Source organism: Actinophytocola oryzae (genome assembly GCF_004364325.1).
GTDB classification, from domain to species: domain Bacteria; phylum Actinomycetota; class Actinomycetes; order Mycobacteriales; family Pseudonocardiaceae; genus Actinophytocola; species Actinophytocola oryzae.
On the sequence record NZ_SOCP01000018.1, the window covers coordinates 121,949 to 147,550 of the forward strand.

The 25,602-nt window shown below is 70.4% G+C and carries 18 protein-coding genes and 1 pseudogene; 14 read left to right on the forward strand and 5 right to left on the reverse strand.

What is annotated here, in order from left to right; genetic code table 11:
- Nucleotides 1-10 precede the first annotated feature (10 nt).
- Entirely contained in the window at nucleotides 11-1,435 is a 1,425-nt protein-coding gene (locus tag CLV71_RS36180) for an amino acid permease (RefSeq protein ID WP_133907405.1), read from the forward strand.
- 159 nt (nucleotides 1,436-1,594) lie between these two features.
- Here the strand turns inward: CLV71_RS36180 and CLV71_RS36185 are convergent, their stop codons facing one another.
- Nucleotides 1,595-2,686, reverse strand: a complete 1,092-nt coding sequence (locus CLV71_RS36185) for an FAD-dependent monooxygenase (protein ID WP_133907406.1) — start codon at nucleotides 2,684-2,686, stop codon at nucleotides 1,595-1,597.
- Nucleotides 2,687-2,778: 92 nt separating this feature from the next.
- Here CLV71_RS36185 and CLV71_RS36190 point away from each other — a divergent pair, with 92 nt between their 5' ends.
- The 9 genes and pseudogenes from CLV71_RS36190 (at nucleotide 2,779) to CLV71_RS36220 (ending at nucleotide 17,050) form a co-directional block, all read left to right on the forward strand.
- A complete protein-coding gene (locus tag CLV71_RS36190) occupies nucleotides 2,779-3,381 on the forward strand; it encodes a TetR/AcrR family transcriptional regulator (protein WP_133907407.1) in 603 nt (200 codons plus the stop codon).
- A 111-nt stretch (nucleotides 3,382-3,492) separates the two neighbouring features.
- A complete protein-coding gene (locus tag CLV71_RS36195; RefSeq protein ID WP_133907408.1) occupies nucleotides 3,493-5,868 on the forward strand; it encodes an NPCBM/NEW2 domain-containing protein in 2,376 nt (791 codons plus the stop codon).
- A gap of 46 nt (nucleotides 5,869-5,914) precedes the next feature.
- Nucleotides 5,915-6,067: a hypothetical protein gene (locus tag CLV71_RS48130; protein WP_166664403.1), complete on the forward strand. Its 153-nt coding sequence runs from the start codon at nucleotides 5,915-5,917 to the stop codon at nucleotides 6,065-6,067.
- Between the two features lie 58 nt (nucleotides 6,068-6,125).
- Nucleotides 6,126-7,175, forward strand: coding sequence for an AAA family ATPase (locus CLV71_RS36200; protein ID WP_208297923.1), 1,050 nt, complete (start codon nucleotides 6,126-6,128; stop codon nucleotides 7,173-7,175).
- 110 nt (nucleotides 7,176-7,285) lie between these two features.
- Nucleotides 7,286-8,794, forward strand: coding sequence for a S8 family peptidase (locus CLV71_RS50255; RefSeq protein WP_208297924.1), 1,509 nt, complete (start codon nucleotides 7,286-7,288; stop codon nucleotides 8,792-8,794).
- On the forward strand, nucleotides 8,791-9,783 hold the full coding sequence (locus CLV71_RS50260; RefSeq protein ID WP_208297925.1) for a S8 family serine peptidase: 993 nt from the start codon (nucleotides 8,791-8,793) through the stop codon (nucleotides 9,781-9,783). Before CLV71_RS50255 ends, CLV71_RS50260 begins: the two co-directional genes overlap by 4 nt.
- A 277-nt stretch (nucleotides 9,784-10,060) precedes the next feature.
- Nucleotides 10,061-10,803 (forward strand): annotated as a pseudogene (locus tag CLV71_RS36210) (SDR family NAD(P)-dependent oxidoreductase).
- Nucleotides 10,804-10,821: 18 nt separating this feature from the next.
- Nucleotides 10,822-13,596 carry a helix-turn-helix transcriptional regulator gene (locus tag CLV71_RS36215; protein WP_133907410.1) on the forward strand — a complete coding sequence of 925 codons (2,775 nt, stop codon included), beginning with the start codon at nucleotides 10,822-10,824 and terminating at the stop codon, nucleotides 13,594-13,596.
- Between the two features lie 214 nt (nucleotides 13,597-13,810).
- Entirely contained in the window at nucleotides 13,811-17,050 is a 3,240-nt protein-coding gene (locus tag CLV71_RS36220; protein ID WP_243867074.1) for an RHS repeat-associated core domain-containing protein, read from the forward strand.
- Nucleotides 17,051-17,117: 67 nt separating this feature from the next.
- Here the strand turns inward: CLV71_RS36220 and CLV71_RS36225 are convergent, their stop codons facing one another.
- From CLV71_RS36225 to CLV71_RS36235, 3 genes are read right to left on the reverse strand one after another with little or no spacing between them, the layout of a single operon-like run.
- Nucleotides 17,118-17,621 carry a DUF742 domain-containing protein gene (locus CLV71_RS36225; protein WP_133907412.1) on the reverse strand — a complete coding sequence of 168 codons (504 nt, stop codon included), beginning with the start codon at nucleotides 17,619-17,621 and terminating at the stop codon, nucleotides 17,118-17,120.
- A 15-nt stretch (nucleotides 17,622-17,636) separates the two neighbouring features.
- Nucleotides 17,637-18,065, reverse strand: a complete 429-nt coding sequence (locus CLV71_RS36230) for a roadblock/LC7 domain-containing protein (protein WP_133907413.1) — start codon at nucleotides 18,063-18,065, stop codon at nucleotides 17,637-17,639.
- The gene (locus CLV71_RS36235; RefSeq protein WP_166664404.1) at nucleotides 18,062-20,659 is read right to left on the reverse strand and encodes a nitrate- and nitrite sensing domain-containing protein; all 2,598 of its coding nucleotides are present in this window, start codon (nucleotides 20,657-20,659) and stop codon (nucleotides 18,062-18,064) included. Before CLV71_RS36235 ends, CLV71_RS36230 begins: the two co-directional genes overlap by 4 nt.
- A 261-nt stretch (nucleotides 20,660-20,920) precedes the next feature.
- Between CLV71_RS36235 and CLV71_RS36240 the strand changes: the two genes are divergently transcribed.
- The 4 genes from CLV71_RS36240 (at nucleotide 20,921) to CLV71_RS36255 (ending at nucleotide 24,813) form a co-directional block, all read left to right on the forward strand.
- Nucleotides 20,921-21,337, forward strand: a complete 417-nt coding sequence (locus tag CLV71_RS36240) for a DUF485 domain-containing protein (RefSeq protein ID WP_133907415.1) — start codon at nucleotides 20,921-20,923, stop codon at nucleotides 21,335-21,337.
- Nucleotides 21,334-22,908 carry a solute symporter family protein gene (locus tag CLV71_RS36245; protein ID WP_133907416.1) on the forward strand — a complete coding sequence of 525 codons (1,575 nt, stop codon included), beginning with the start codon at nucleotides 21,334-21,336 and terminating at the stop codon, nucleotides 22,906-22,908. Before CLV71_RS36240 ends, CLV71_RS36245 begins: the two co-directional genes overlap by 4 nt.
- Nucleotides 22,909-23,013: 105 nt before the next feature.
- A complete protein-coding gene (locus CLV71_RS36250) occupies nucleotides 23,014-23,523 on the forward strand; it encodes a DUF3455 domain-containing protein (RefSeq protein WP_133907417.1) in 510 nt (169 codons plus the stop codon).
- A 135-nt stretch (nucleotides 23,524-23,658) separates the two neighbouring features.
- Entirely contained in the window at nucleotides 23,659-24,813 is a 1,155-nt protein-coding gene (locus CLV71_RS36255; RefSeq protein ID WP_243867076.1) for a hypothetical protein, read from the forward strand.
- Between the two features lie 87 nt (nucleotides 24,814-24,900).
- Here CLV71_RS36255 and CLV71_RS36260 read toward each other — a convergent pair whose 3' ends face one another.
- A complete protein-coding gene (locus CLV71_RS36260; protein WP_243867078.1) occupies nucleotides 24,901-25,602 on the reverse strand; it encodes a class F sortase in 702 nt (233 codons plus the stop codon).

Here is a 25,602-nt window from a genome sequence, read left to right on the forward strand (position 1 = left end):
CGAGGCGGACATGGCCATGACCGGGATCTTCCGGCGCAAGCCGGTCGACGACATCGAGTCGGTCGACAGCGGCGGTCTCGCGCGAACGCTCGGCCTGTGGCAGCTGACCGCGATCGGCATCGGCGGGATCATCGGCGCGGGGATCTTCTCCCTGGCCGGCGCGGTCGCCAACGAGACGGCCGGGCCCGCCGTGGTCATCTCGTTCCTGGTCGCGGGCATCGCCAGTGCCGCCGCCGCGTTCTCCTACGCCGAGTTCGCCGGTTTGATCCCGCGTGCCGGTTCCGCCTACACGTACGGCTACGCGGTGCTCGGGGAGGTGGTCGGCTGGTTCATCGGCTGGGACCTGCTCCTCGAGTACACCGCGATCGTCGCGGTCGTGGCCATCGGCATCTCGGGGTACTTCAACGACCTCCTGGGCTTCCTCGACGTGAAGCTGCCGCTGTGGATGTCCGGCGCGCCCGGCACCGAGCCGGACGGCGTCGCGTCGGGCTCGTACAAGATCAACCTGTTCGCCGTCGTGCTGTGCCTGCTGATCGCGTTCGTCCTCAACCAGGGCATGAAGAACGCCGCCAGGTTCGAGACCCTGCTGGTGTACCTGAAGATCTTCATCGTGCTGGTGGTCATCGCCGTCGGTGTGTTCCACATCAGCTCGGACAACTGGACCCCGTTCTTCCCGTTCGGCCTGTCGGGCGCCTTCACCGGCGCGGCGACGGTGTTCTTCGCGGTGTTCGGCTACGACGCGATGTCGACGGCGGCCGAGGAGTCGACGGACTCGACCAGGCACATGCCGAAGGCGATCATCTACTCGCTGGCGATCTCGATGGTGCTGTACGTGCTGGCGTGCCTGGTGCTGACCGGGATGGTGAACTACCAGGACATCAACCCGGAGGCCGCGTTCTCGAGCGCGTTCGCCGACGTCGGGCTGAAGTGGCTCGGCCTGGTGATCGCGGTCGGCGCGATCCTGGGCATCCTGACCGTGTTGTTCACGTTCATGATGGGAGCGGCCCGGATCGGCTTCTCGATGAGCCGCGACGGACTGCTGCCGAGGTGGTTCGGGAAGACGAACGAGCGTCGCCGCGTGCCGAGCCGGATGACGTGGATCATCGGTGGGGCGTCCGCGGTGCTGGCGGGTTTGCTGCCGATCGGCGAGGCCGCGGAACTGACCAACATCGGCATCCTGCTGGCGTTCGTGGTCGTGTGCGTGGCGGTGATCGTGTTGCGGTACCGGCGGCCCGACCTACCGCGCACGTTCCGCACCCCCGGGATGCCGGTCGTGCCGGTCATCGGCGTGGTGTTCTCGATCTGGCTGATCACGTTCCTGAAGCCCGAGACATGGCTGCGTTTCGCGATCTGGTTCGTGATCGGCATGGTCGTGTACTTCACCTACGGCCGGAAGAAGTCCGCACTGGCCGCAGACGAGGACCAACCGCACTGAAGGACGCCTTCGTAACGCTGGACGCACTGAAGGACGCCTTCGTAACGTTGGGCGTGCGTGACGTCGGGCGTGCGTGACGTCGGGCGTACTGATGGGAGCCTTCGTAACGCTGGGCGTACTGAAGGACGCCTTCGTTGCGCCGGGTCAGGGGCTGCCGGGTCAGAGGCTGCCGGGCCAGAGGCGGGCGGCCAGGTTGCGGATGGCGAGACCGGTCCTGGTCTTCGGCACGAGCAGGGCGCCGGCCCGCCGGACTCCACGCTGCTTCGATGCCACCCTGGCGCGGTGCACGGTCTCGTAGTGCCGCAAGGCGTCCGCGTGGTCGGCCCGTTCGGCGAGTGCGGTCGCTAGGCTGTGCGCACCGGCGATGGCGAGACTGGAGCCGTCGCCGAGTAGCGACACGCAGGAGGCCGCGTCGCCGAGCAGTGTGACGCGGTTCCGCGACCACGCCGGCAGGTCCACCACGCTGACGGCGTCGAAGAACACGTCGTCGGCGTCGTTCAGCCGCTTGAGGAGCTGGGGGACGCGCCAGCCCACGTCCGAGTACGCGTCCGTGACGATTCGCTTGTGCTGGGCCATGTCCCGGTAGTCGAACTCGGCGCGACTCCGGAAGATGAAGGCGGCCAGTGCCTGGTCGCGGCCGGGGTGGATCGAGACGAGCCTGCCGGGCGTGTTGTGGATCAGCACCTCCTCGGGGTCGTCGACGGTCTCGCCGAGCGGTGTCGTGGCGACGAGCATGCCTGCGGGGTCCACGAAGTCGCGCTCCGGCCCGAACACGAGCCGCCGCACGGTCGAGTGCAGCCCGTCCGCACCGACGACCAGGTCGAAACGGCGGGGCGCCGCCCGGTCGAACGTGACGTCGACGCCGTGTTCGTCCTGGTGGAGGGCGGTGACGGTGTCGTCGAAATGGAACTCGGCGTGGTCCCGGGCGGCGTCGTGGAGGACCGCCGCGAGGTCGGCTCGGGGCACTTCGACCTCGTTGCCACTCGCCGCGGGCGTGCCGACCGTGGCGACCTCGCGGCCCTCGCCGGTGAGGATCAGCATCCTGGTGGCGTGCGTGGCGACCTCGCGTAACCGCGGCACGACCCCCATGGCCTCGACGACCGGGACGGCCGGGCCGCGCACGTCGACGGGGTTGCCGCTGGAGCGCAGGCCCTGGGAGCGCTCGACGACCGTGGGCCGGAACCCGTTGCGGGCCAGCCAGTAGGCGAGTGTCGTGCCGGCCACGCCGGCACCGGAGATGAGTACGTCCATGCCACGACCATAACAGCACTGAGTGCAAGTTTGCAATGAGTGCATACCTGCGCCGAGTGTCGATCCGCGTCGAGTGTCGTAAGCTAACGGCCATGTCCCTCCGTGACCGCAAGCGTGCTCGCACCCGCCAGGCCCTGGTCGAGGCGGCGACGGACCTGTTCCAACGCAAGGGCTATGACGAGACGACCATCGCCGACATCGCCGCCGCGGCCGAGATCGGCACTCGGACGTTCTTCAGCTACTTCGCGACCAAGGAGGAGCTGCTCTTCCCGGAGTCGGACGCCAGGGTGGCCGCCACGCTGGACGCCATCGCGAACAAGGCGCCGGACGAGGGGCCGATCGCGGTGCTGCTGCGTGCGCTGACCACCGCGAGCGAGGCGAGCGACGACATGGTGAGCCCGCTCGCGGCCCTGCGCACCCGGCTGATCGGCACGGTCCCCTCGGTGCGCGGTCGCGCACTGCAAATGCAGCTGGACGCCCAGCGGGAAATAGCCGGGCACCTGGCCGAGGCATTTCCGGAACAACTTGACGAGGTGAGCGCCGCCGCGTTGACCGGCGCATTCGTCGGCGCGTTGACCGGCGCGCTCCAGGTATTGCTGGACGGTGTCGAACACGCGGACCCGAAGGCCATGAAGACCGCGCTCCAGGCCGCTGCGGACGTTGCTCTGGCGCCCTGGCGCGAGTATTTGTCCTGATACTGGTTTGTCCACTGAACCGGATCAGCGAACGGTCCGACCTGCTGAACAAATCGCTTAACAAATATCGACTTGTTGACACTGAACCGGTTCGGTGTTGTCATCGAATCCATGCGTAGGTTCCTGTGCCTGCTCGCGGCTTTCGTCGCGCTCCCTTGGACAGCGCCATTCGCCATGGCCGCACCGGGTGGTGACACACTGGCCGCCACCCCGCCGATGGGCTTCAACAACTGGAACGCCTTCGGTTGTGACGTCAGCGAGGCGCTCATCGAGGAGACGGCGGACAAGCTCGTCTCGTCCGGCTTCCGGGACCTCGGCTACCGGTACGTGAACATCGACGACTGCTGGTCCCTGCGCGAACGCGGCGCGGATGGCCGACTCGTGCCGGATCCCGCGAAGTTTCCCAGTGGTATCAAGGGACTCGCGGACTACGTGCACGCCAAGGGCCTCAAGCTCGGCATCTACGGCGACGCGGGCACGAAGACCTGCGCCGGCTACCCCGGCAGCCTCGGCCACGAGGACGTCGACGCCCGGACGTGGGCCGACTGGGGCGTCGACTACCTCAAGTACGACAACTGCAACAACCAGTCCGACGGCTCGCAGGCCGACTACGTCCGCCGCTACACGGCCATGCGTGACGCGTTGCGGAGGACAGGTCGCGCCATCGTGTACGCCATCTGCGAGTGGGGCACGACCCAACCCTGGCTGTGGGGCAGGGAAGTCGGCCAGCTGTGGCGCACGACGGGCGACGTCAACGACGAGTGGCCGAGCCTGCGCTCGATCATCGCCACCAACGCGCCGCTCGCGCCGTACGCCGGGCCGGGCCACTGGAACGACCCCGACATGCTCGAGATCGGCAACGGCGGCATGACCGACGCCGAGTACCGCACACACATGAGCATGTGGGCGATGATGGCCGCCCCGCTGCTGATCGGCACCGACCTGCGCACCGCGTCACCCGCCACGATGGCGATCCTCGGCAACCGCGACATCATCGCGATCGACCAGGACCGGCTCGGCGTGCAGGGCGCGGTCGTCCTCGACCGCGACGGCCTGATGGCACTCGACAAGCCGCTGGCGAACGGTGAGCGTGCGGTGGCGCTCTACAACGCGACCGACGCGCTGGCAACGGTCAGCGTGCCGGCCGGACAGACGGGACTGCCGAGGGCGAACGCCTACCGGCTGCGTGACGTCTGGTCCGGCGAGGTCCTGCAGACGAAGTCCACGATCTCGGCGGCGGTGCCCGCACACGGCACGGTGGTCTACCGCGTGCGCCCGCTGCGTGATCCGGGGCACCTGGCGCCGTCGGTGACCGTCGGCGCCACGCTGGGCACGCTCGTCCCCGGCACGGGCGGCACCCTCACCACGAGGGTGACCAACCGTGGCGCGCGGGCCGTCGAGCACGTCACCGTCACAGCACGGGCACCGGAGGGCTGGACGGTCACCGCGTCGACGCCGACCACCCGCCGCCGCCTCGCGACCGACGCCGCGATGGACACGACGTGGACCGTCACCACACCGGAAGGCACGCAGGCGGGCCGCAGCCCGATCACACTGACCGCCACCTACGACCGCCACGGCTCGTCGACCAGCGAGGTCATCGGCACGGTGGTGAACGCGCCACCGGACGGCAGGCGCTACCTGAGCACGATCCAGCCGGTGAGCGCCACCAACGCACCCGGCACCGACACCAGCGCGGACGGGAGCCTGATCACGATCGGCGGCCGCGTCTACCAGCGCGGCATCGGCACGACCGCACCGAGCGAGATCCGGTACTACCTGGGCGGCCGGTGCACCCACCTGTCGACGGACGTGGGCCTGGACGACGAGGCGGCGTCCGGCGAGGCCACATTCACGATCCACACCGGCGACACCGTCGCGGCCACCGCCACGGTCGGCCCCGGCGCCCCGGCCACGCTGACGGCGGACCTGACCGGCGTGTCATGGCTGCGGCTCACCACCACCGGCACCACCCACACCGACTGGGCGGCCGCCGCTCTGGCGTGCGGCACCAGCACACCCGACGACCCGATCGAGCCGGTGGACCGCACCCTGTTCTCCTTCGAGACCGGCACCGACGACTTCACCATCGCCAACCCGGACGACGGCGGCACCGTGGCACAGTCCACGACGTTCCACACCGATGGCGACCACGGCCTCGCGGTGACGACCCCGTTGGGCGGCAACTGGTACGGCGCGCGGACGTCGTTCGACCTGACCGGCACGTCGATGCTGAAGGCCGACGTGCGCGCAGGCGCGGCGGCGGGCACCACGGGTGAACTGGCGGTGCAGACGGGCGCGGGCATGTCGTGGTGCCAGGGCAGCCGCTGGGAGTGGACGGACGCGGGCCGCAGCAACACGATCTCGGTGACGTACGAGGAACTGGACTGCCCGGCGGGCGTGACGTTCGACCCGTCGCAGGTGCACGCGGTGTGGGTGTTCCTCAACGGCGGCGAGGTCTACGTGGACGACGTCCGCGCCGAGTGAACGACGCCGGGCGTAGACTCCGCGCCAGGATCCAGGCGACTTGGCGGTGACCGGGTTGACGTCGACGGCGTCCGGGGTGGCCACGATGTGGGCCGGTCCGTGGCAGATCACCGCGTTGCTCGACGCGAGCGGCCCGTTCTTCACGCGCTGTTCGCCGACAGCCGCCACCGCCCGACCTAGCTGGCGACCCCGCACCTGACGGTCCCGTTCGTGCCGGTGGAGTGACCGGCCCGCTCTCCTCGCACCCGCTATCGTCAGTGTCGGTGGGTGTCGCTGGACACGCGCCCAGTTGGCTGTGGAGGGGGGTGAGATTGGTGGCGACAGCTGATCAGGTGAAGGCACTGGTGAAGAGCCACGCGGAGGGCGATGACCGGCGGTTCTACTCGGTTGCGTTGCAGGTGGCCGCCGGTGCGGCGCGAAGCGGTCAGAACCGCTTCGCGCAGGACCTGCGCGACTTGGTGGACACGCTGCGTGAACGTTCGGCGCACGTGGAGACCGCCGGGGGTATCGCTCGGTTGGTGCCGGTGGTGCAGCCGCGGGGTGAGCTGGCGCAACTGCTGACGGTGACGTATCCGCAGCCCGTGTTGGCGGAGATGGCGTTGAACGACGCGGTGCGGGCGCGGTTGGCGCGGGTGCTGTTGGAACAGCGACGGGGGGACACTCTGCGTTCCCACGGGTTCCAGCCGATGCGACGGTTGTTGCTGACGGGGCCTCCGGGTACGGGGAAGACGATGTCGGCGCACATGCTGGCCGGAGAGCTGCGTCTGCCGTTGTTCTCGATCCGGTTGGACGGATTGATCACGAAGTTCATGGGGGAGACCGCCGCGAAGCTGCGGTTGATCTTCGATGAGTTGTCGGAGACGCGCGGGGTCTACCTGTTCGACGAGGTCGACGCTCTTGCCGGGGAGCGAGCGGCAGCCAATGACGTGGGTGAGATCCGTCGGGTACTGAACTCGTTCCTCCAGTTCCTCGAACTGGACACCTCCGCGAGTGTGGTCGTCGCGGCGACCAACCACCCCCAGTTGCTGGACCGGGCGATGTTCCGTCGCTTCGACACGGTCATCGACTACCCGTTGCCCAATCCTGACGTGGTCCGCACGGTGATTCGCAACCGTCTGGCGTCGGTGAGGACGGCCCGGCTGTCGTGGGCGAGGATCGATGCCGCGGCGGCGGGGCTCAGCCATGGCGAGGTGGCGACCGCGGCCGAGGTCGCGGCGAAGGACGCGATCCTCTCCGGTGACGGTGAGGTAACTACCGCTACTCTGTGTGAGTCGTTGCAGGAGCGTAGGGTCCACCAGGGGCTCTGACCGCCGCTGGGTGGCTCATGACTGAACGTGATCGACCGCACTTGATCATCCCTGTCCCGGCCCGGGCGGCGGCGTACCGTCCGTACAACCGGGGCGGAGGGTCGCCACTCGTGCCGACGCCGAGTGATCGCCTGCGCCACGGCCAACGCCTCCGCGGTGACCTGGAACGTGCTGCGCAGGTCGCCACGACGCGCCGACAACGTCTCCCGATCGTGGTGGACGGCGCCATCGACGGTTTCTACGCCACGTTCGACAGTTTTCCCGGGCTTCAGCTCGCGCTGACCAGTCTCGATCCGCGGCGGGGACGACGCCACCCGGAGCTGATGTCGGTCCAGGAGATACCGGTCCCGGGCAGCGGTGTCGTGGAGCGAGCCACGGTGTTCGTTCCAGAAGGGACGGTTGGCTACTTCCTCGATCGGTTGACGGCCTATGCCGACTCGGCGGGCATGACAACGGTGAGGCACCGTGCGTTGGTCGATCCGATCCAGTCGGCCCGGCTGGCCACCATCGAGGCATTGTGGACCGATCCGCCGGGGATGTTCCCACCCGCGGGGCGGCGGGTGTGGTGGGAGGTGTGGCTTCGGCGTCGCGACGGACACGAACTGGACCGGCTGCGGGCCTTTGCCCAGGCGACCGGAGCGAGGGTGGGGCGGCAGCACCTCGGGTTCGGTGACCGGATCGTCGTGCTGGTGCAGGCCGGCGTCGAGCAACTCGCGGGTGCGGTGGATGTGCTTGACGACTTGGCGGAGTTGCGGGCGCCCAGTGAGCCCGCGATCGTCCTGGCCCGCATGCCTCCTGCCGAGCAGCGGGAATGGGTCGATGATCTCCTCGCTCGACTGGAGCCTGCCGGTAGGGAGGCGCCGTCGGTATGTGTGGTGGACAGCGGGGTGTTCCGTGATCATCTGCTTCTGGAGTCCTCACTGGACACAGAGGACTGCCACGCTGCGGATCCGCTGTGGCCGGTCTGTGACGACTACGGACACGGCACGGAAATGGCCGGGCTCGCACTGTTCGGAGACCTCGCCGCTGTGTTGAGCGGCTCGACGGCGGTACGGCTGACGCATCGCCTGGAGTCGGTGAAGATCCTGCCGCCACCACCGGCCCACAACTCCCCGGAGTTGTACGCGGCCGTCACCGTCGATGGCATCGCCCGCGCGGAGATTCAGGCCCCGTACCGCCGTCGGGTGCACTCTCTCGCCGTGACCGCTCCGCAGCCGCCTTCGCCGAAAGGTGCTGCCGCCACTCCTGTAATGGGGCAGCCCTCGTCCTGGTCGGCTGCGCTCGATGCGTTCGCGGTCGGCCGCTCGGTGATCACCAACGATGACGGGCTGGAGTTCGTCGACCTCACCGACGACGCGGGTGTCAGCCTCGTCGGAGGCAACGGCCAGATTGGGCGGTTGTTCGTGGTCTCGGTCGGCAACATACGCACCGCCTGGCAGGACGATCACCTCGACCAAAGCGATCTGCAGCCGGTCGAGGACCCGGCACAAGCATGGAATGTCGTCACGGTCGGCGCGTTCACCGAACGTGACTCCATGGCCGACGCGCCCGCCGGGTTCGCAGGCTGGACGCCGCTGGCGGCGAAGGGGAGCTGTCTCCGTTCAGCCGGACATCCATGACCTTCAGCAAGACCTGGCCCGCCAGGCCGGACATCGTCCTGGAAGGCGGCAACGTCGCGCGCTCCCCGAACGGCACCGAGTTCGACACGCCTGACAATCTGCAGATCGTCACTACCAACGCACCTCTCGCCACGAGATCCACGCGTCTGTTGACCACAACCAACGCCACCAGTGCGGCCACCGCACAGGTCGCGGCACTGGCTGCCGCGGTGTGGGCCGACTACCCGGCACTGCGGCCCGAGACGGTTCGCGCGCTGGTTGTGCACTCCGCCGAGTGGTCTCCGGTGATGCGGCGCCGTCTCGATGCGGTGAAGAGCCGACGACCTCGGGCTCGGCTGCTGCGCCGCTACGGCATGGGCGTGCCCGACCTCACCCGTGCCACTCGCAGCGCAACCGACGCCTTGACCTTGGTTGCCCAGGACGTGATCCATCCGTTCGAGGAAGGTGTCATGCGGGAGATCCACTTTCACGACCTGCCCTGGCCCACGGACGTCCTTGCCGATCTCGCCGAGACTCAGGTACGGCTGCGGGTCACGCTCTCCTACTTCATCGAACCCAACCCTGGCCGTCGCGGCTGGCGGCGCCGCCACAGCTACGCCTCTCATGGTTTGCGGTTCGACCTGCGTACCGCTACCGAGTCCCAGGGTGACTTCGAGAAGCGGCTCAACCAGAAAGCCCTCGCCGAAGAGGAACAACGCCCCACAACCAGCGGTACGGATGCCGGGTGGTACCTCGGAACCGAACACCAGTCAGCCCCCGGCTGCCTTCACACCGACATCTGGACTGGCACGGCCATCGACCTGGCCAACCGGGGAGCGATCGCCGTGTACCCCGTCACGGGGTGGTGGAAGGAAAACCCCACCCGCGACCGTAGCGACCACGGCGCCCGCTACGCCCTCGTTCTCTCCATCACGACCCCCGAAACCAACGCCGACATTTGGACACCCGTTGCCCAACAAATCGGCATTCCCGTTGCCATTGAAACCTGACGGGTAAGGCGCGCAACAACTGCGAAGGGGACGCGGCCACCGGACGGGATGGTGCCCGGTGGCCGCGTGGCCTTCGGTGACCCGGCCGGGCCGGGTCGAAGGCCGTGTTCTCCGCGATGCGGATCGTGTCCTCGCGGGTCGAGGGGGATCGTGCCCAGCCCAGGGCGGGTGTAAACCTCCGGGCACCGGCCGACCACGGTGCCACGCCGGGTCCTTCGCATACGCGCCGTCCGTTTGCCGCCAGACGTGCGACGGCCCGTCCGCAAGCCTTTGCCGCATGAGCAACGCACTCGAGGGCAAGGCCGCACTGGTCACGGCGGCAGCAGGGGAATCGGCGCGGCGGTGGCGACGCGGCTCGCCCGGGACGGCGCGGACGTCGCCATCACCTACCAGCGTGACGAGCGGCGCGCGGGCGACGTCGTCGAGGTGATCAAGGCCACGGGTCGGCGCGCGGTCGCCATGCGTGTCGACAGCGCGGACACCGCCGAGGTCGCGAAGGCCGTCGACCGGGTGGCGGAGGAGTTCGGCAGGCTGGACATCCTCGTCAGCAACGCGGGTGAGTTCGCGGTCGGACCCTTCGAGGACCTGACCGCGGCGGACTTCGAGCGCACGATGAACGTCAACGTGCGTGCGCCCTTCCTCGCCACGCAGGCGGCCGTGCGGCACATGGCCGCGGGCGGGCGGATCATCACCATCGGCAGCAACGTCGCCGAGCGGGTCGTCTTCCCCGGCTTCGGCCTCTACGCCACGAGCAAGGCGGCGCTGACCGGTCTGACCAAGGCGCTCGGCCGTGAGCTGGGTGGCCGTGCGATCACCGTCAACCTCGTCAACCCCGGCCCGACCGACACCGAGCTCAACCCCGCCGACGGGCCCAACGCCGCCACCATCAACGGGCACACCGCCCTCGGCCACTTCGCCGTACCGGAGGACATCGCCGCGACCGTGGCGTTCCTCGCGGGGCCCGACGGGCGTTACGTCACCGGCGCCAGCCTCGCCGTCGACGGCGGGTTCAACATCTGAGCGACGTAGTCTGCCCTCATGACAGTGGGGCACGGCGAGCGGCTCACTGGGCGGGAACAGGAGCTCACACGGCTGGCGGAGTCGGTGCGCCTGCTCGCCGACGGCCGGGGAGGCCTCGGCTGGGTGCGCGGCGAGCCCGGCATCGGCAAGTCGATGCTGGTCGACGTCGTCGCCGCGCGGGCGCGGCAGGCGGGCTGCACGGTCCACCGGGCCACCGGCGACGAGCTGGCACAGGCGTTCCCGCTCCGGCTCGTCGCCGACGCCTTCGGGGTGTCGACGCGTTCGCCCGACCCGGCGTTGACCGCCATCGCCCGGCTGCTGCGTGGTGAGGGCAGCGCGGCCGATCCCGTGCTGGCGGCGGGTGAACGCCTGCTGGAGCACATCGACCGGCTGTGCACGGCCGGTCCTGTCGTGCTGGTGACCGAGGACCTCCAGTTCGCGGACGAGCCGAGCCTGCTGCTCTGGAACCGCCTTGCTCGTGCCGTCGACCAGATTCCGTTGCTGCTGCTCGCCACGTCCCGTCCGGCGCCGTACCGGGCGACGGTCGCGCGGCTGCACGACCTCGCCCGCGAGCGCGGCGGCGAGCTGGTCGATCTCGGTCCACTGGGGACGGACGACGTGCGTGAGGTCGCCGGGCACCTGCTCGGCGGCCCGCCCGGCCCCCTGCTGACCGCCGAGCTGGCCCGCGCGGGCGGAAACCCCTTGTACGTCAGGGAACTGGTCGACTCGCTGGTGCGTGACGGGCTCGTCCGCGACGCCGAGTTCCACGGCGAGTCCGGTGCGGTGCCCGACTCGCTCGCGGTCGCCATCGGGCGCAGGCTCCGGTTCCCCAGTGCCGACACCGCCGACGTGCTGCGCATCGCCGCCCTGCTGGGCAACGACTTCGGCGTCGAGGAGCTGTCCATCGTGACCGGCCGGTCGGCCGCCGGACTGTCCACCGTGGTCGAGGAGGCCATCGCGGCGGGTGCCGTGCTGGCCGTCGGGACCCGGCTGGCGTTCCGGCACGAGGTGATCCGCCAGGTCCTCGTCGGCCAGGCCTCGCAGGCGACGCTGGACGGCCTCCACAGCCACCTCGCGAAGGAGCTGGCCGACGCCGGCCACGGCCTCGACGCCGTGGCCAGGCACCTCCTGGCGGGCCCGGAGACCACCGAACGCTGGGTCATCCAGTGGCTTGCCGGGGTGCCTGAGGCGATGCTCTACGCGGTGCCGCAGGTCGCGGCCGAGCTGCTCACGCGTGCCGTCCGCACGATCGGCGCCGACGACCCGGCCTGGGCGGTCCTCGCCGGGCGCGCCGCGCAGGTGTCCTACTGGCTCGGCCGCGACGACGAGGCCGCGCGGCTGGCCCGCGAGGTCGCCAGGCACACCGACGACATCGAGACCGCCGCCACCATGACCATCCTCGGCGTGCGTGCCGCGGGCCGCTCCGGGCGGACCGAGGACGCGCTCGCGATGGCCACCGCGCCCGTCGACGACCGCGTCCCGCTCCACCTCCGAGCCCGCCTCGGCGCGTGGTCGGCGATCCAGCGCGCCCTGCTCGGCCAGGCCGACGCCGCGGTGGCCGCCGTGTCCACCGCACTCGACGAGGCCACCCGGTCCGGTGACCCACTCGCGCTCGGCTACACACTGCACGCGTCGACGCTCGTCGCCGACGCCCCGACCGCCGTGGACCGCATCGACCGGGCGCTCGCGGAGCTGGGCGACGACCCGGAGTCGACGGACCTCCGGCTGCTGCTCACGAACAACCGGCTCACCTACCTCGCCATCCTCGGCCGCTGGGACGACGTGGCGGCCGCCCTCCCACCCGTGCTGGTGCTCGCCGAACGCGCGGGCACGTTCCGTGCCGCGGGCCTGCTCGCCACCGCGGCCGAGGTCGGCTACATGCACGGCGACTGGGACGACGCCCTGGTCCACCTCGGCGGCATCGACGCGGAGTTCCGCGGCAACCGGGCCAACCTCAACTCCTCCGCCCTCGGCGCGCTCATCGCACTGCACCGGGGCGACCGCGACGCCGCGGCGGGCTGGCTGCCGTCGTCGGACGAGTCGTTCGCCGACCTCGCGCGGCTGCCCGCGAACTGGCGGCTGGCCGCGGCGTGGTCGCTGGACGCGGAGGTCGTGGGCGAGTCCCGGCAGGCGCTCGACCGCCTGTCGACGCTGCTGGAGCACAGTCACGTGCCAGGTCAGCGCACGCGTCAGGAGCTGATGCCGCACCTGGTCCGGCTCGCGCTCTCGGTCGGCGACCGGCACCTCGCGGACGCCGTGGTGGCCATGTGCCAGGCCGACGCCGACGCGGCACCGCAGACCGACCGGATCGCCGCCGCCCAGTGCTGCCAGGCGTTGCGGGACGGCGACGCGGAGGGGCTGCTGGCCGCGGGGCGGCGGTACGGCGAGCACGGCTGGCCGCTGCAGCGCGCGCTCGCGCTGGAGGAGGCGGCGGTCCTGCTGGCGCAGGACGGCGAGCCGGGCCGGGCCCGGACGGCGTTCACCGACGCCCTGAACGCCTACCACGGGCTCGGCGCCACGTGGGACCTGCGGCGTGTCGAGGCGCGGCTGCGCCCGTTCGGCATCCGGCGCGGGCCGCGCAGCCTGCGGCGCAGGGCCACCTCGGGGTGGGACGCCCTGACCCCGGCGGAGACGCGCGTCGCGCGGCTCGTCGCACGCGGGATGTCCAACCCGGACATCGCCGACGAGCTCTTCCTCTCCCGCCGGACGGTGCAGACCCACGTGTCGAACATCCTGGCCAAGCTGGCACTGCGCTCCAGGGTGGAGATCATGCGCGAGGCGGCGGGCAGGTAGCCGACGGCCAATACCTACGTGCCGTGGCCGATGACTACGCCACCCCCGGGGAACCAGGCTGGGTGGTGTGAGAACCCGGTCGGTGTCCAGCCATCCAGGCTCCGCCGTCTCGGGGGGCGCGGTGGGGGAACGGCCCGGACATCCGGTGACAGCGGGAGCGGGGGAGGTCCGGTGCTCTGCAGGGGAGTGCCGGGGTGGGATCCCCCGGCACCGGGTGACCGGGCCGTACGGGCACACGCGGGTCGGGGACGTCGTCACCGACCCGGCCGCACACGACGTCCCGCTCGGGGAGCGGTGGCTGTGCGGTGACCCGATCGACGTCGCCACCGGCTGGGTGGTCCTGCCGCGGACCGACGTCGAGCTGGCGGGTGCGCTGCCGTTGACCCTGTCCCGCACCCACCTCTCGTCCTACCGCCTCGGCAGGGCGTTCGGTGCGTCGTGGGCGTCCACTGTGGACCAGCGGGTCGAGGAGGAACCGGACGCGCTGCACCTCGTGCTCGCCGACGGCACGCTTCTCGGCTATCCCGTCCCGGTCAACGGAAGCGAGGTCCTCCCGAACTCCGGACCGAGATTTCCCCTGCGTCGCGTCAGGGACGGCTACGAGGTCATCGACCGGGACGCCTCCCGGCTGCTGCGCTTCGGCGACCACCTCGAGTCCATCGTGGACGGTGACGGCAACCGCGTCGACTTCCGCCGCGACGGCACGGGAAACCTCACGGCCGTAGAACACTCCGGCGGCTACCGGCTCGACGTGGCGACCGGGGACGGACTCGTCACCGCGATCGGCACGGGTGACACCGAGCTGGCGCGCTACCGGTACGAGAACCGCCGCCTGGTCGAGGTCACCGACGCGAACGGCGCGGCGACCCGCTTCGCCTACGACGCCGATGGCCGCGTGACCAGCTGGGAGGACGCGGACGGCTGGTACCGCTACCACTTCGACGCGCTGGGCCGCGTGGTCCGCGCCGAGGGCACCGGCGGCTACCTCGACTGCCTGCTCGCCTACGACGACGACGTCACGACCGTCACCAACTCACTCGGCCACGTGACCCGCTACCGGCTCGACGAGCGGCTGCGGGTCGTCGCCGAGACCAACCCGCTCGGCAACACGACCCGCTACGAACGCGACGAGTGGGGCCGCCTGAGTGCCCGCGTCGACCCGCTCGGCCGCGTCACCCGCTACGAACGCGACGAGACCGGCAGGGTCACGGCGGTCACCCGGCCCGACGGCAGCCGCGCCACCAGGGAGTACGACGGGCGACACCGGCCCGTCGTCACGACCGGTCCGGACGGCGCGGTGTGGCGCCGGGAGTACGACGCCAGGGGCAGGCTCGTCCGCACGAGCGACCCCACGGGCGCGGTCACCGTCCGCACCCACGACGAGAACGGCAACGTCGCCACCGTGACCGACCCGCTCGGGGGCGTCACCCACGTCGAGTCCAACGCGGCGGGCCTGCCGGTGGCGGTCACCGACCCGGTTGGCGCGGTCACGAGGTACACCTACGACGACCTCGGCCACGTCAGCACGGTCACCGACCCGCTCGGCGGCGTGACCACGATGACCTGGGACGCCACGGGCGAGCTGCGGGAGCGGACCGGCCCGGACGGTGCCGTGTGGCGCTGGCACGCCGGTGTCTCCATCGACCCGCGCGGCGGCAGGACGGCGGCCGAGTACGCGCACTTCGACCTGCTGGTCGCGGAGACGGCGCCGGACGGCGGCCGCCTGTCCTACGCCTACGACACGGAGCTGCGGCTGGTGTCGGTGACCAACGAGGAGGGCCTGGTCTGGCGCTACACCTACGACCCGGCGGGCAACCTGGTCAGCGAGACCGACTACAACGGCCGCACGACGCGCTACGGCTACGACGCGGCGGGCCAGATGACGGTGCGGGCCAACGGGGCGGGCGAGACCGTCGTGTTCGAGCGGGACGTGCTGGGCCGAGTCGTGCGGCGGCAGACCGCCGCCGGGGTGGCCACGTTCACCTACGACGCGGCGGGCCGCCTGACCGTCGCCAGGAACGCCGACGCGGAGCTGCGGTTCGTCCACGACGCGCTGGGCCGCGTGGTCGCGGAGTCGATCAACGGCCGCACGGTGCGGTCCGAATACGACCTGGCCGGCCGCCGCACGACGCGCCGCACCCCCTCGGGCGCGCAGTCGCGGTTCACCTACGACGAAGCCGACCATCCCATCGCGCTGTACACGGCAGGCCGCTCGATGCGGTTCGAGCACGACCGGTGCGGCCGTGAGCTGGTCCGCAGGCTGCACGGCCTGTGCGACGACACGGAGATCGAGCTGCGGCAGAGCTGGGACGCGGTCGACCGCCTGGCCACGCAGACCGTCCGGGGCGGCGGGCGCACGGTGGCACACCGCGAGTACGACTACCTGCCCGACGGCCACGTGTCGCGGGTGACGGACACGCACTCCGGCACGAGGACTCTCGACGTGGACCCGGCAGGCCGCGTGCGTGCGGTGCGGGGCCGCTGGCAGGAGCGTTACGAGTACACGCTGTCCGGCCTGGTCCGGACGGCGAGCCTGCCTGGCGCGGGTGGCCCCCGCGGCTATCGGGGCACGCTCCTGGCCGCCGCGGCCGACGTGGTCCACGCCCACGACGCCGAGGGCCGCACGACCGCACGTGGCGACTGGCGCTTCGAGTGGCAGGACGAGCGCCTGACGGGCGTGACGACGCCGGACGGCCTGCGCTGGCGGTACCGCTACGACGCGCTCGGCCGCCGGATCGCCAAGCAGCGCCTGGACAGAGCGGGCCGGATAGCGGAACAGGTCCAGTTCACGTGGGACGGCACCCACCTGGCGGAGGAGGTCCGCAGCGGCACCGGTTCGGCGGTGGCGATGGTGTGGGAGTGGCTCCCGGGCACCGACCGCGTGGTGACCCAGACCCGGCGGGTGCTCGGCCAGAGCGGCACCGACTTCCACGCGGTGGTGACGGATCAGGCAGGCACGCCGACCGAACTGGTGGACGAGGCGGGAGACGTGGCGTGGCAGGTCGGCATGACGTTGTGGGGCAGGGTGTTGTCACCACCCGGCACGGCGTACACGCCGCTCCGGTTCCCCGGCCAGTACCACGACACCGAGACGGGGCTGCACTACAACCTGCACCGGTACTACGACCCGGACACCGGCAGGTACCTGTCGCACGACCCGCTCGGCATCGAGACCGGTCGCGACTCGCTCGCGTACGTGACGAACCCGACGACGATGACCGACCCACTCGGCCTGTCGGCGTGCCCGGTGACAGGCGGCCGGAACACCCGCGCGGCACCTAATCCGGTGACCCTTGGCGGTACCTGGCACGAGCAGGCGCGGCTGGACAGGGTGTTCGACCCGGCCGGGGGACCGGTCTACGCGGGCACGTTCCAGGCCGAGTACCCGATCGGGTACGAGCCGCCCGGCACGGACGCGGAGCCCTGGCACGTGTCGGCTCGCCCCCCGCACTGAAGGACGCCTTCCTTGCGCTGGGCGTTATGAAGGACGCCTTCAGTGCGTTCGGCGGCGGGATCGTGGGCTAGCCGCGCAGGTTGGACAGGCCGCGCAGCACGCGGGCCAGCAGGTCCACGTCCGGCTGCCCGTCACCCGTGGTCTGGTTGGTGTGCACGGTCACGAGGCCCAGCCCGGCCATGTCGTCGAGCAGCACACGCGTCACGCCGAGCGGAACCGACAGCAGGGCACCGATCTCCGCAACCGACCTGGTCTGCCTGCACATCCGCGCGACGGACTGGTGCTCGCTGCGCATGGTGTGCATCAGCTCCTCCGCCCGCGCGGTCGTCGAGACGAGCGTCTCGATCTCCAGCCGGCAGCTCGACCGGACGCGCCCGCCCGTCCACGCGTAGGCACGCACGCTTGCCGCGTTCTCCTCCTCCTGCGGCTGCGGAACATGCGGCGGAACATCCGGCGCGGTCTCCTTTCGCTGCTGTGGCGCGGGTTCCACGCGATCACGCTGCCTGCGCCTGCCGCCCATGGTGAGCCCGTTGAACACGTCCGCGAAGGTGGACTCGTCCTCGGCGCTCATGGTCTGCTCACGTTCCTAGCCCGCCGCGAGCGCGGCACGCAGCTGCGGGGTCAGGAGCTGGCCGACCTGGTCGACCAGCACGGCCATCTCGTAGGCCACCTGCGCGATGTCGCAGTCCCGCACGGCGAGCACCGCGAGGCACGAGCCGTCCTTGACCGACTGCAGCAGCAGCGAACCGAGGTCCATCTCCACGACCGTGCGCACCACCGACTCGGCCCCGAGGATCCGCGCGGCCCCGAGGTTCAGGCTGACGAGCCCGGCCGCGATGGCCGACAGCTGCTCGGCCCGGTCGACGGGCAGCTGGTTCGACGACGCGAGCGCCAACCCGTCCACCGAGACCACGACGGCGTGCGCGACACCGGGCACGTTCTCCGCGAAGTTGTTCACCAGCCAGCCGAACTGCCCCACCTGGTGGGTCTCCTCCGGCCTGAACACGCCCGTCATGATCCCGTTTCCCCTTCGCGGTTCTGACTCTGACGGATGCCGGCCTGCAGGCCGGTCATGAACCCCCTGGCCCGCACGGCGTTCCTGGCCGTCGCCTGCGGTGGGTTCTGGTCCTTGCGCGCGCCCGGCTGCTGCCCTTTCGGCACCCGCTTCGGCAGGCCGGCCGGTCCGGTCGTCACGGCAGGTGTGACGGGTGCCGGTGCGGCAGGTGGCGGGGGCGCGGCGGTCGCCCGTGCCACGGCCCGGTCACGCAGCCAGGAGAACTCCCCGCCGCCCGCGCCCTTCGACGTGCTGTCCGCGAACAGGATCGACGCCGGTGTGGACGCGTTCGGCAGGTCGGGGAGCGGCGAGACGATGATCCCGGCCGTCTCCAGCATGCCCGCCACCTCGACCGGCACGAACTCCTCGGCAGGCCACGACGACTCGGCAGGCGGCAGCGGTCCGGCCGACTGCTTCCCCGGTGCCTCGGCGATGCCGACGACCGGCACCTCGATCACCACGGGCTCGTCGAGTTCGGCGGGTGTGGACTGCCAGGCGTGGCCGGCGGGCCCCTCGGTACGTGCGAGTGGCACCAGCGGGGTGACCGTCATCGGCCGGCTCGTCGCCACCGAGGACGCGCCCAGCCACTCGGTCGCGGTCGACGGGCCCCTGCCCGGCACGGGCAGCTCGATGGCGGCGGTCGCACCGGGGTCGCCGATGTTGACCAGCCCGGCCGGGACGAGCACCGACGCGCACAACCCGCCTTCCGCACGGGGGATCAGCCGCACGTGGATGCCGTGGCGCGCGGTCAGCCTGCCGACCACGAACAGGCCCATCTGCCGTGAGATCGGCACGTCCACGCCACCACCGCCCGCGATGCGCTGGTTGGCGTCGACGAGGTCCTTGTCCGACATGCCGACGCCGACGTCGAGGATGTCCACGACCGCCGCCCCGTCGGCCAGCAGCCTGCTCACGACGGTGACCTGGGCGTCCGGCGGGGAGAACGCCGTCGCGTTCTCGATCAGCTCGGAGATCGACCGGATGAGGTCGCCCGCCGCGTAGCCCGCGACCCGCACGTCCGGCACCGAGCGCACCACCGCGCGCTGGTAGTGCTCGACCTCGGAGATGGCCGCCCGCAGGACGTCCGGCAGCGCCATCGGCTCGGCGAAGCGGCGCAGCAGGCCGGTGCCCGACAGCACCATGAGGTTCTCGTTGTTGCGGCGCATCCGCGTCGCGAGGTGGTCGATCTTGAACAGGTTCTCGAGCTGGTCGGGGTCGTCGGTCTTCTGCTCCAGCTGTTCCATCAGCCGCAGCTGGCGCTCCACCAGGCCCTGGCTGCGGCGCGACAGGTTCGTGAAGATGTTCGCGAGGTTGCCGCGCAGGCTGGCCTCCTCGCCCGCCGACCGCACGGCCTGCCCGTGCACGGCGTCGAAAGCACGGGCCAGCTGGCCGAACTCCTCGGTCGACCGCAGCGGCACCGGGTCGATCGCGGGCATGCCCTCGCCGGCGCGGATGCTCATCACCGCGGCAGGCAGCCGCGAGTTGGCGACGTCCAGTGCCGTGCGGCGAAGCAGGGCGACCGAACGCAGCAGGTAGCGGCCGAGACCACCGCCGATACCCGCCGCAAGCAACACCATTGTCAGCAGCAGCACCGACTCCAGGCCCGCCCGGTCGCTGACGCTCTCGGCGAGCGCGGCGGAGGCCGACCGCAGGTCCGCCGCGGCACGCGCGGTGAGGTCCGTCATCAGCGCGGACGTCTGCTTCGCCGCGGTGTCCCACTGCGCCTGGGTGATCGGCAGCGCGGCGGGGTCGGTGGTCCGGATCGCGTCCACCAGCTGCCGGAACGTCGTCACGTCCTCGTCGGTCGCCGCCCTGACGTAGCGGGCGGTCAGCGCGGACGGGGCCTGGGAACGGAAGTCCTCCAGCTTGTCGGCGAGCCGCACGCCGGTCTCGACGAGCACCTGCCGCCCGTTCCCGGACAGCGCGCGGTCGCGCAGTCCGAGGTTGCCGATCGCCCGCTGCAGTGCGACCTGCTCGCTCATGCCCTGCAGCTCCGCGAGCGCGATCGACGTGTCGGCGAGGTTCTCGTCGGGGAACTGGCCGACGAGCGACCGGTCGAACTCGAGAACCGTGTCGACCACTGCGTTGTACGCGCTGAGCACGACCATGCCGTCGCCGCCGATCTGGCGCCGTGCGGCGGGCAGCGAGCCGATCGCACGTTCCAGCGCACGGTAGCCGGAGGTCGCCGAGCCGAGCTCCGGGTGGCGCCGCACGACCTCGGCCATCGCGGCGACGGCCCGGTCCGTCACGGCCGCGGCCTCCCGCAGCCGACCGCCTGCCCGCACGGCCTCGGCGCGTTCGTGTTGCACCGCCGCGACCACCGACACGAACTGGGCGCGAAGTTCGGCCGTCTGCGCGGTTTCCGTGTAGGACTCGGCCAGCGAGACGTCGGACTGCACCCGCAGCACCCCGAGCGCGAGAGCGCTCACAACCGGCACGAGGAGTACCGCGCCCAGCTTGACCAACAGGGGCCAGTTGCGCCACTGGACCGTCGCTGACCACCAGTTTTCCCGACCGCCGACCGGGTCGGCACCGGTTTTCCCGACCGAGCTCACGAGATCACACCCCACCTAACGGCATTGCGTTCTCGGGCACGCCCGGACGTCCCGACAATCCCAGTCAATTTAGGGATGAACCTCGCCAATGTTCAAGCGTTGTTTACGCAGCCGATCGTGCACTCTCCGTGAGATAAACGATCTTGGCGGGACATTTTCTCGATCATCTCGTATGTCGAAACTTTCGCACCGAAGTGGGCTTGACTCTGGGCGCGCGATGGCTACGCTTTCGCAAGCTTCACCGAGAAGGGAATCCCCACCATGACTCAAGCGTCGGCGTTCTCGCGTGCGCAGGAGCCGGAGAAATACGTTGCCTTCGAACCCTTGGTAAACGATTTCTCAAGCGGGTTCCCGGACGCCGAGAATGGTGAGCCGGACTTCACCGCGATTCGTGAGCACCCTGATTTCGTGCGGATCCGCCGCCGGTTGGCACGTTTCATCTTTCCGGCAAGTGGCCTGTTCCTGGCCTGGTACCTGACATATGTGCTGCTCGCGGCCTATGCACACGAGTTCATGGCCCACCGCATGTTCGGCAGCGTCACGGTCGGTCTGCTGCTCGGTCTCTCGCAGTTCTTCACGACGGTCGTGATCATGCTCTGGTACGCGCGTTTCGCGAGGACGAAGGTCGATCCGGAGATCCGGGAGCTGCGCAGGATCGCGGGGGAGACGGAACAGTGACGGGCGAGCCGGTTCTCAACGTCAGCATCTTCCTCGCCATCGTCGCGGTCACCCTGTTCGTGGTGTACCGGGTCAGCAGCCGCAACACCACGACCGACGACTACTACGCCGCGGGCGGCGCGTTCACCGGTCTGCAGAACGGCGTGGCGCTGTCCGGTGACTACCTCTCGGCGGCGTCGTTCCTCGGCATCGCCGGGGCGATCGCGGTCCACGGCTACGACGGGTTCCTGTACTCGATCGGCTTCCTCGTCGCCTGGCTCGTCCCGCTGCTGCTGATCGCCGAGCGCTTCCGCAACGTGGGCCGGTTCACCATGGGTGACGTGGTCAGCTTCCGGATGCGGCAGCGCCCGGTGCGTGCCGCCGCCGCGAACGCCACGCTGGTCATCTCGGCGTTCTACCTGCTCGCGCAGATGGCGGGCGCCGGCGTGCTCGTCTCGCTGCTGCTCGACGTCCGCTCCGGCGGCGGCCAGGCGCTCGTCATCACCGGCGTCGGCGCGATCATGATCTTCTACGTGTTGGTCGGCGGCATGAAGGGCACTACATGGGTGCAGATCATCAAGGCCAGCCTGCTGCTCGTCTGCGTGCTGATGCTGACGGTGTTCCTGCTCGGCAAGTTCGGGTTCAGCCTGTCGGCGCTGCTGAACCGTGCCGCGGACAACAACGTGCTCGGCGACCGGGTGCTGGAGCCAGGGGCGCAGTACGGCGCGACGGAGACCACGAAGCTGGACTTCGTGTCGCTGTCGCTCGCGCTGGTGCTCGGCGCGGGCGCCCTGCCCCACGTGCTGATGCGCTTCTACACGGTGCCGAACGCGTTGCAGGCCAGGAGGTCGGTGCTGTCGGCGACGTGGGCGATGGTGTTGTTCTACGGGTGCACGCTGGTCATCGGCTACGGCGCGAGCGCGGTCGTCGGCTCCGACACGATCATGTCCGCGCCCGGCAAGGAGAACTCGGCGGTGCCGCTGCTGGCGTTCCAGGTGGGTGGGACGGTGCTGCTGGCCATCGTGGCGGCCGTGGCGTTCACGACGATCCTGGCGGTGGTGGCCGGTCTGACCCTGACCGCGTCGGCGTCGTTCGCGCACGACGTGTACGCCAACGTGATGAAGGACGGCAGGCCCGAACCGGGGTCCGAGCTGCGGGTCGCGCGGATCACCGCCGTGGTGATCGGCGTGCTGTCCATGGTGGGCGGCTACCTCGCCATCGGCCAGAACGTGGCGGCACTGGTGGCGCTGGCGTTCGCGCTCGCCGCGTCCGCGAACCTGCCGACCATCCTGTACACGTTGTTCTGGCGCCGTTTCAACACGACCGGCACGCTGTTCTCCATGTACGGCGGCCTGGGCTCCTGCCTGCTGCTGATCGTCCTGTCGCCGGTCTTCTCCGGCGGCTCGAACTCGATCGTGAAAGGCGTGGACTTCCACGTGTTCCCGCTCAACAACCCGGGCATCGTGTCGATCCCGCTGTCGTTCCTCCTCGGCTGGCTCGGCACCGTCCTGAGCCAGGACGACACGGACCGCAAACGCGCCGACGAGCTGGAGGTCCGGTCGGTTACCGGCATCGGTGCACCCAACGCGTAGTGGCAACGAGTCTGTAACGGCGGTGAACACAAGGCCGACACGGCTCGTGTGCCTGGTGGCCGGTAAAGGCCGGCCACCAGGGGAGTGAACCGGGAGTGCGTACACATGAGTCGAGTTGTGGTAGGTCTGGCGTTGGCCGCGTTGATGACGGTCGGACTCGGGGGAGCGGCCGGCACGGCGGGGGCGGCCACGCACCGGGCGGTGCCGGAGGTCATCAAGGTGCCTGCCGGTAACAAGAGAATCGCCCTCATGCCCGCGACGGGGGTGCAGACCTACCAGTGCACCGCGGGCGCGTGGACGTTCGTGCAGCCGGACGCCATCCTGCGGTACCGGGGTCGCGCCGAGGTGCTGCACTCGAAGGGGCCGGTGTGGACGGACGTGGCCGACGGCAGCTCGGTGACCGCTGCGGCGCAGGGAAGCTCTCCCGTGCCGAACGCGATCCCGCAGCTGCTGCTGAAGTCGACAGGCAACCGGGGGCCCGGCCTGCTGGCGGGTGTCACGTTCATCCAGCGTCTCGACACCAGGGGCGGCGTCGCGCCCACCGGCACCTGCGTCGAGGGTGCGACCGCGTCCGTGCCCTACATGGCCGACTACGCCTTCTGGGCAGCGGTCTGACCAGGCGAGTACATTTGTGCACGCTCCCATGAACTCGATCTGGGAGCGTGCACAAATTACCCGGCGTTGACGTTCGGTCACCCAACCCTTTACCCTGGCTCAGGCAAACGCTTTCCTGTGGAGAGGGTGGCAACGGTGCCCCGAATCTCACTGCGCCGCGTGACGAGGGCCGCGGCGGTCATGGGTATGGCCCTGGTCGCGAGTCTCGTGCTGCCGGCCCAACAGGCGGCAGCGGCGGCGTGTGGCAGCGGCTCCTTCAACGCCGAGGCGTACCTGAACGGCAGCACCTGGACGGCCAGGCACGGCAGCACGACCGTCTACACCGGAACCGACATGCGCTCGGCCGTGCAGGCGGCGGTGAACAGCCTCACCGCGGGCCGCACGTCCAAGGAACGTGTCGTGGTCTGGCAGGGCGGCACCATCAGTGCCGGCGCGCGGATCTCACTGCCCAGCTACACCGTGCTCGACTCGTGCGGCACGATCAACGTGACCGGCTCGGGTACCGGCGACCAGGCACCCGTGTACTCCCGTGGCACCACACAGATCGAGGTGCAGCACCTCTACCTGACCGGCGCCCCGCTCTACGGCATCTTCATGCGCAATGTCACCGACGTCGTGCTCGGCACGATCGACATGCGCCTGTCCGGCGGCCTCGGCGTGCGGATCGACAACCGGGGCGACACGAGCGTGCGCAGCCGCAACATCCGCATCGACACCGTGTACGTGTCGGGCACGGGCACCCACGGCGTCGAGACCTACGGTGTCGACGGCCTGACCATCAACACGGTCACCGCCCGCAACGTCCACGACTCCGGCCTGCTGCTGAACGACACCATCAACGCGACGGTCGGCACGGTCGACGCCGAGAACGCGGGCGCGGGCACGGGTTACGCGGCGTTCCGCGTCGCCAACCGCAACGGCCGCATCGGCAACAGCTACCCGACGAACGTGCGCGTGGGCCTCGTGCGGGCACGCGGCGGCGGGCGCGGCGTGTTCTGCGTGTCGGAGAGCGGCGGCCTGTCGATCGACCGCGTGGACATCGCGAACACCGGCAACAACGCGATCCTTGTGGAGAACTGCTACAACGTCACGATCGCGAGCCAGAGCGGGACCGTGTCCGGCGGCGGCGAGATCCGGCTGGCCGCACGCACGGAGTTCCCCAACAACTCCGACATCTACGTGCAGAACCTGACGGTCACGAACTCGACCATCCGCGAGGACCCGTGCGGCACCAACACCGTGTTCCGCAACAACACCCTGGTGAACAGCAGCCAGAGCATCTGCGCCTGACGGGCCCAACGCACTGAAGGACGCCTTCCTAACGCCCAGCGTTAGGAAGGCGTCCTTCAGTGCACTCGGGCCGGGTCGCGGGTGGCGTCAGGCCACCGGCTCGGCGATGACGATGCGGTTCTCCTCGTAGCCGTCGTGGCCGCCGACCCAGCGGCCGCCGCAGGTCACGAGTACCAGGCGGTGGGCGCCTTCCTGGCCGAAGAGTTCCTGGGCGCGGCCGGGCAGGTCGTTCTTGTGGACCGTGACGAGCTGTGCGACGCGGTACCGGAACGGCCGCCCGTCGCCGTCGACGACCGAGACCACGTCGCCGAGTTTCGCCTGCCACAGCTCGGCGAACGGGCCGGTCGCGCCATGCCAGTTCACGTGGCCGGCCAGCACGCTCGCGCCAGCCCCACCGTCGAACGGCGCGCCCCACCAGGCCGCCTGCGTGACGCCCGCCGGCACCGGCAGGACACCGTCCACGACCTCCTGCCGCACCAGAGTCGCCTCGCCACCGCGTGCCAGCCGGACCGTGTTCGACGCCTGCGGCCTGGGAGCCTCGGGGTTCGGGGTGGCCGCGGCGGGTGGCGGCGGCGCGGGTGGCGTCGTCGGGGCGGCCAGTGGTGACGGGGTCGCGTTGACCAGCGCCCGTTTCACCGGCGCCCTGGCGGACGCCGACGGGCTGCCCGTGATGGTGCTCGGCTCGGCCGCCACCGCGACCGTCGCGGCCAGCAGGACAGCTCCGACGGTCGCGGGCACGGCCATCCGCCGCACCAGCGATCGCCTCGGCTGTCCGTGACGGCCGCGCAC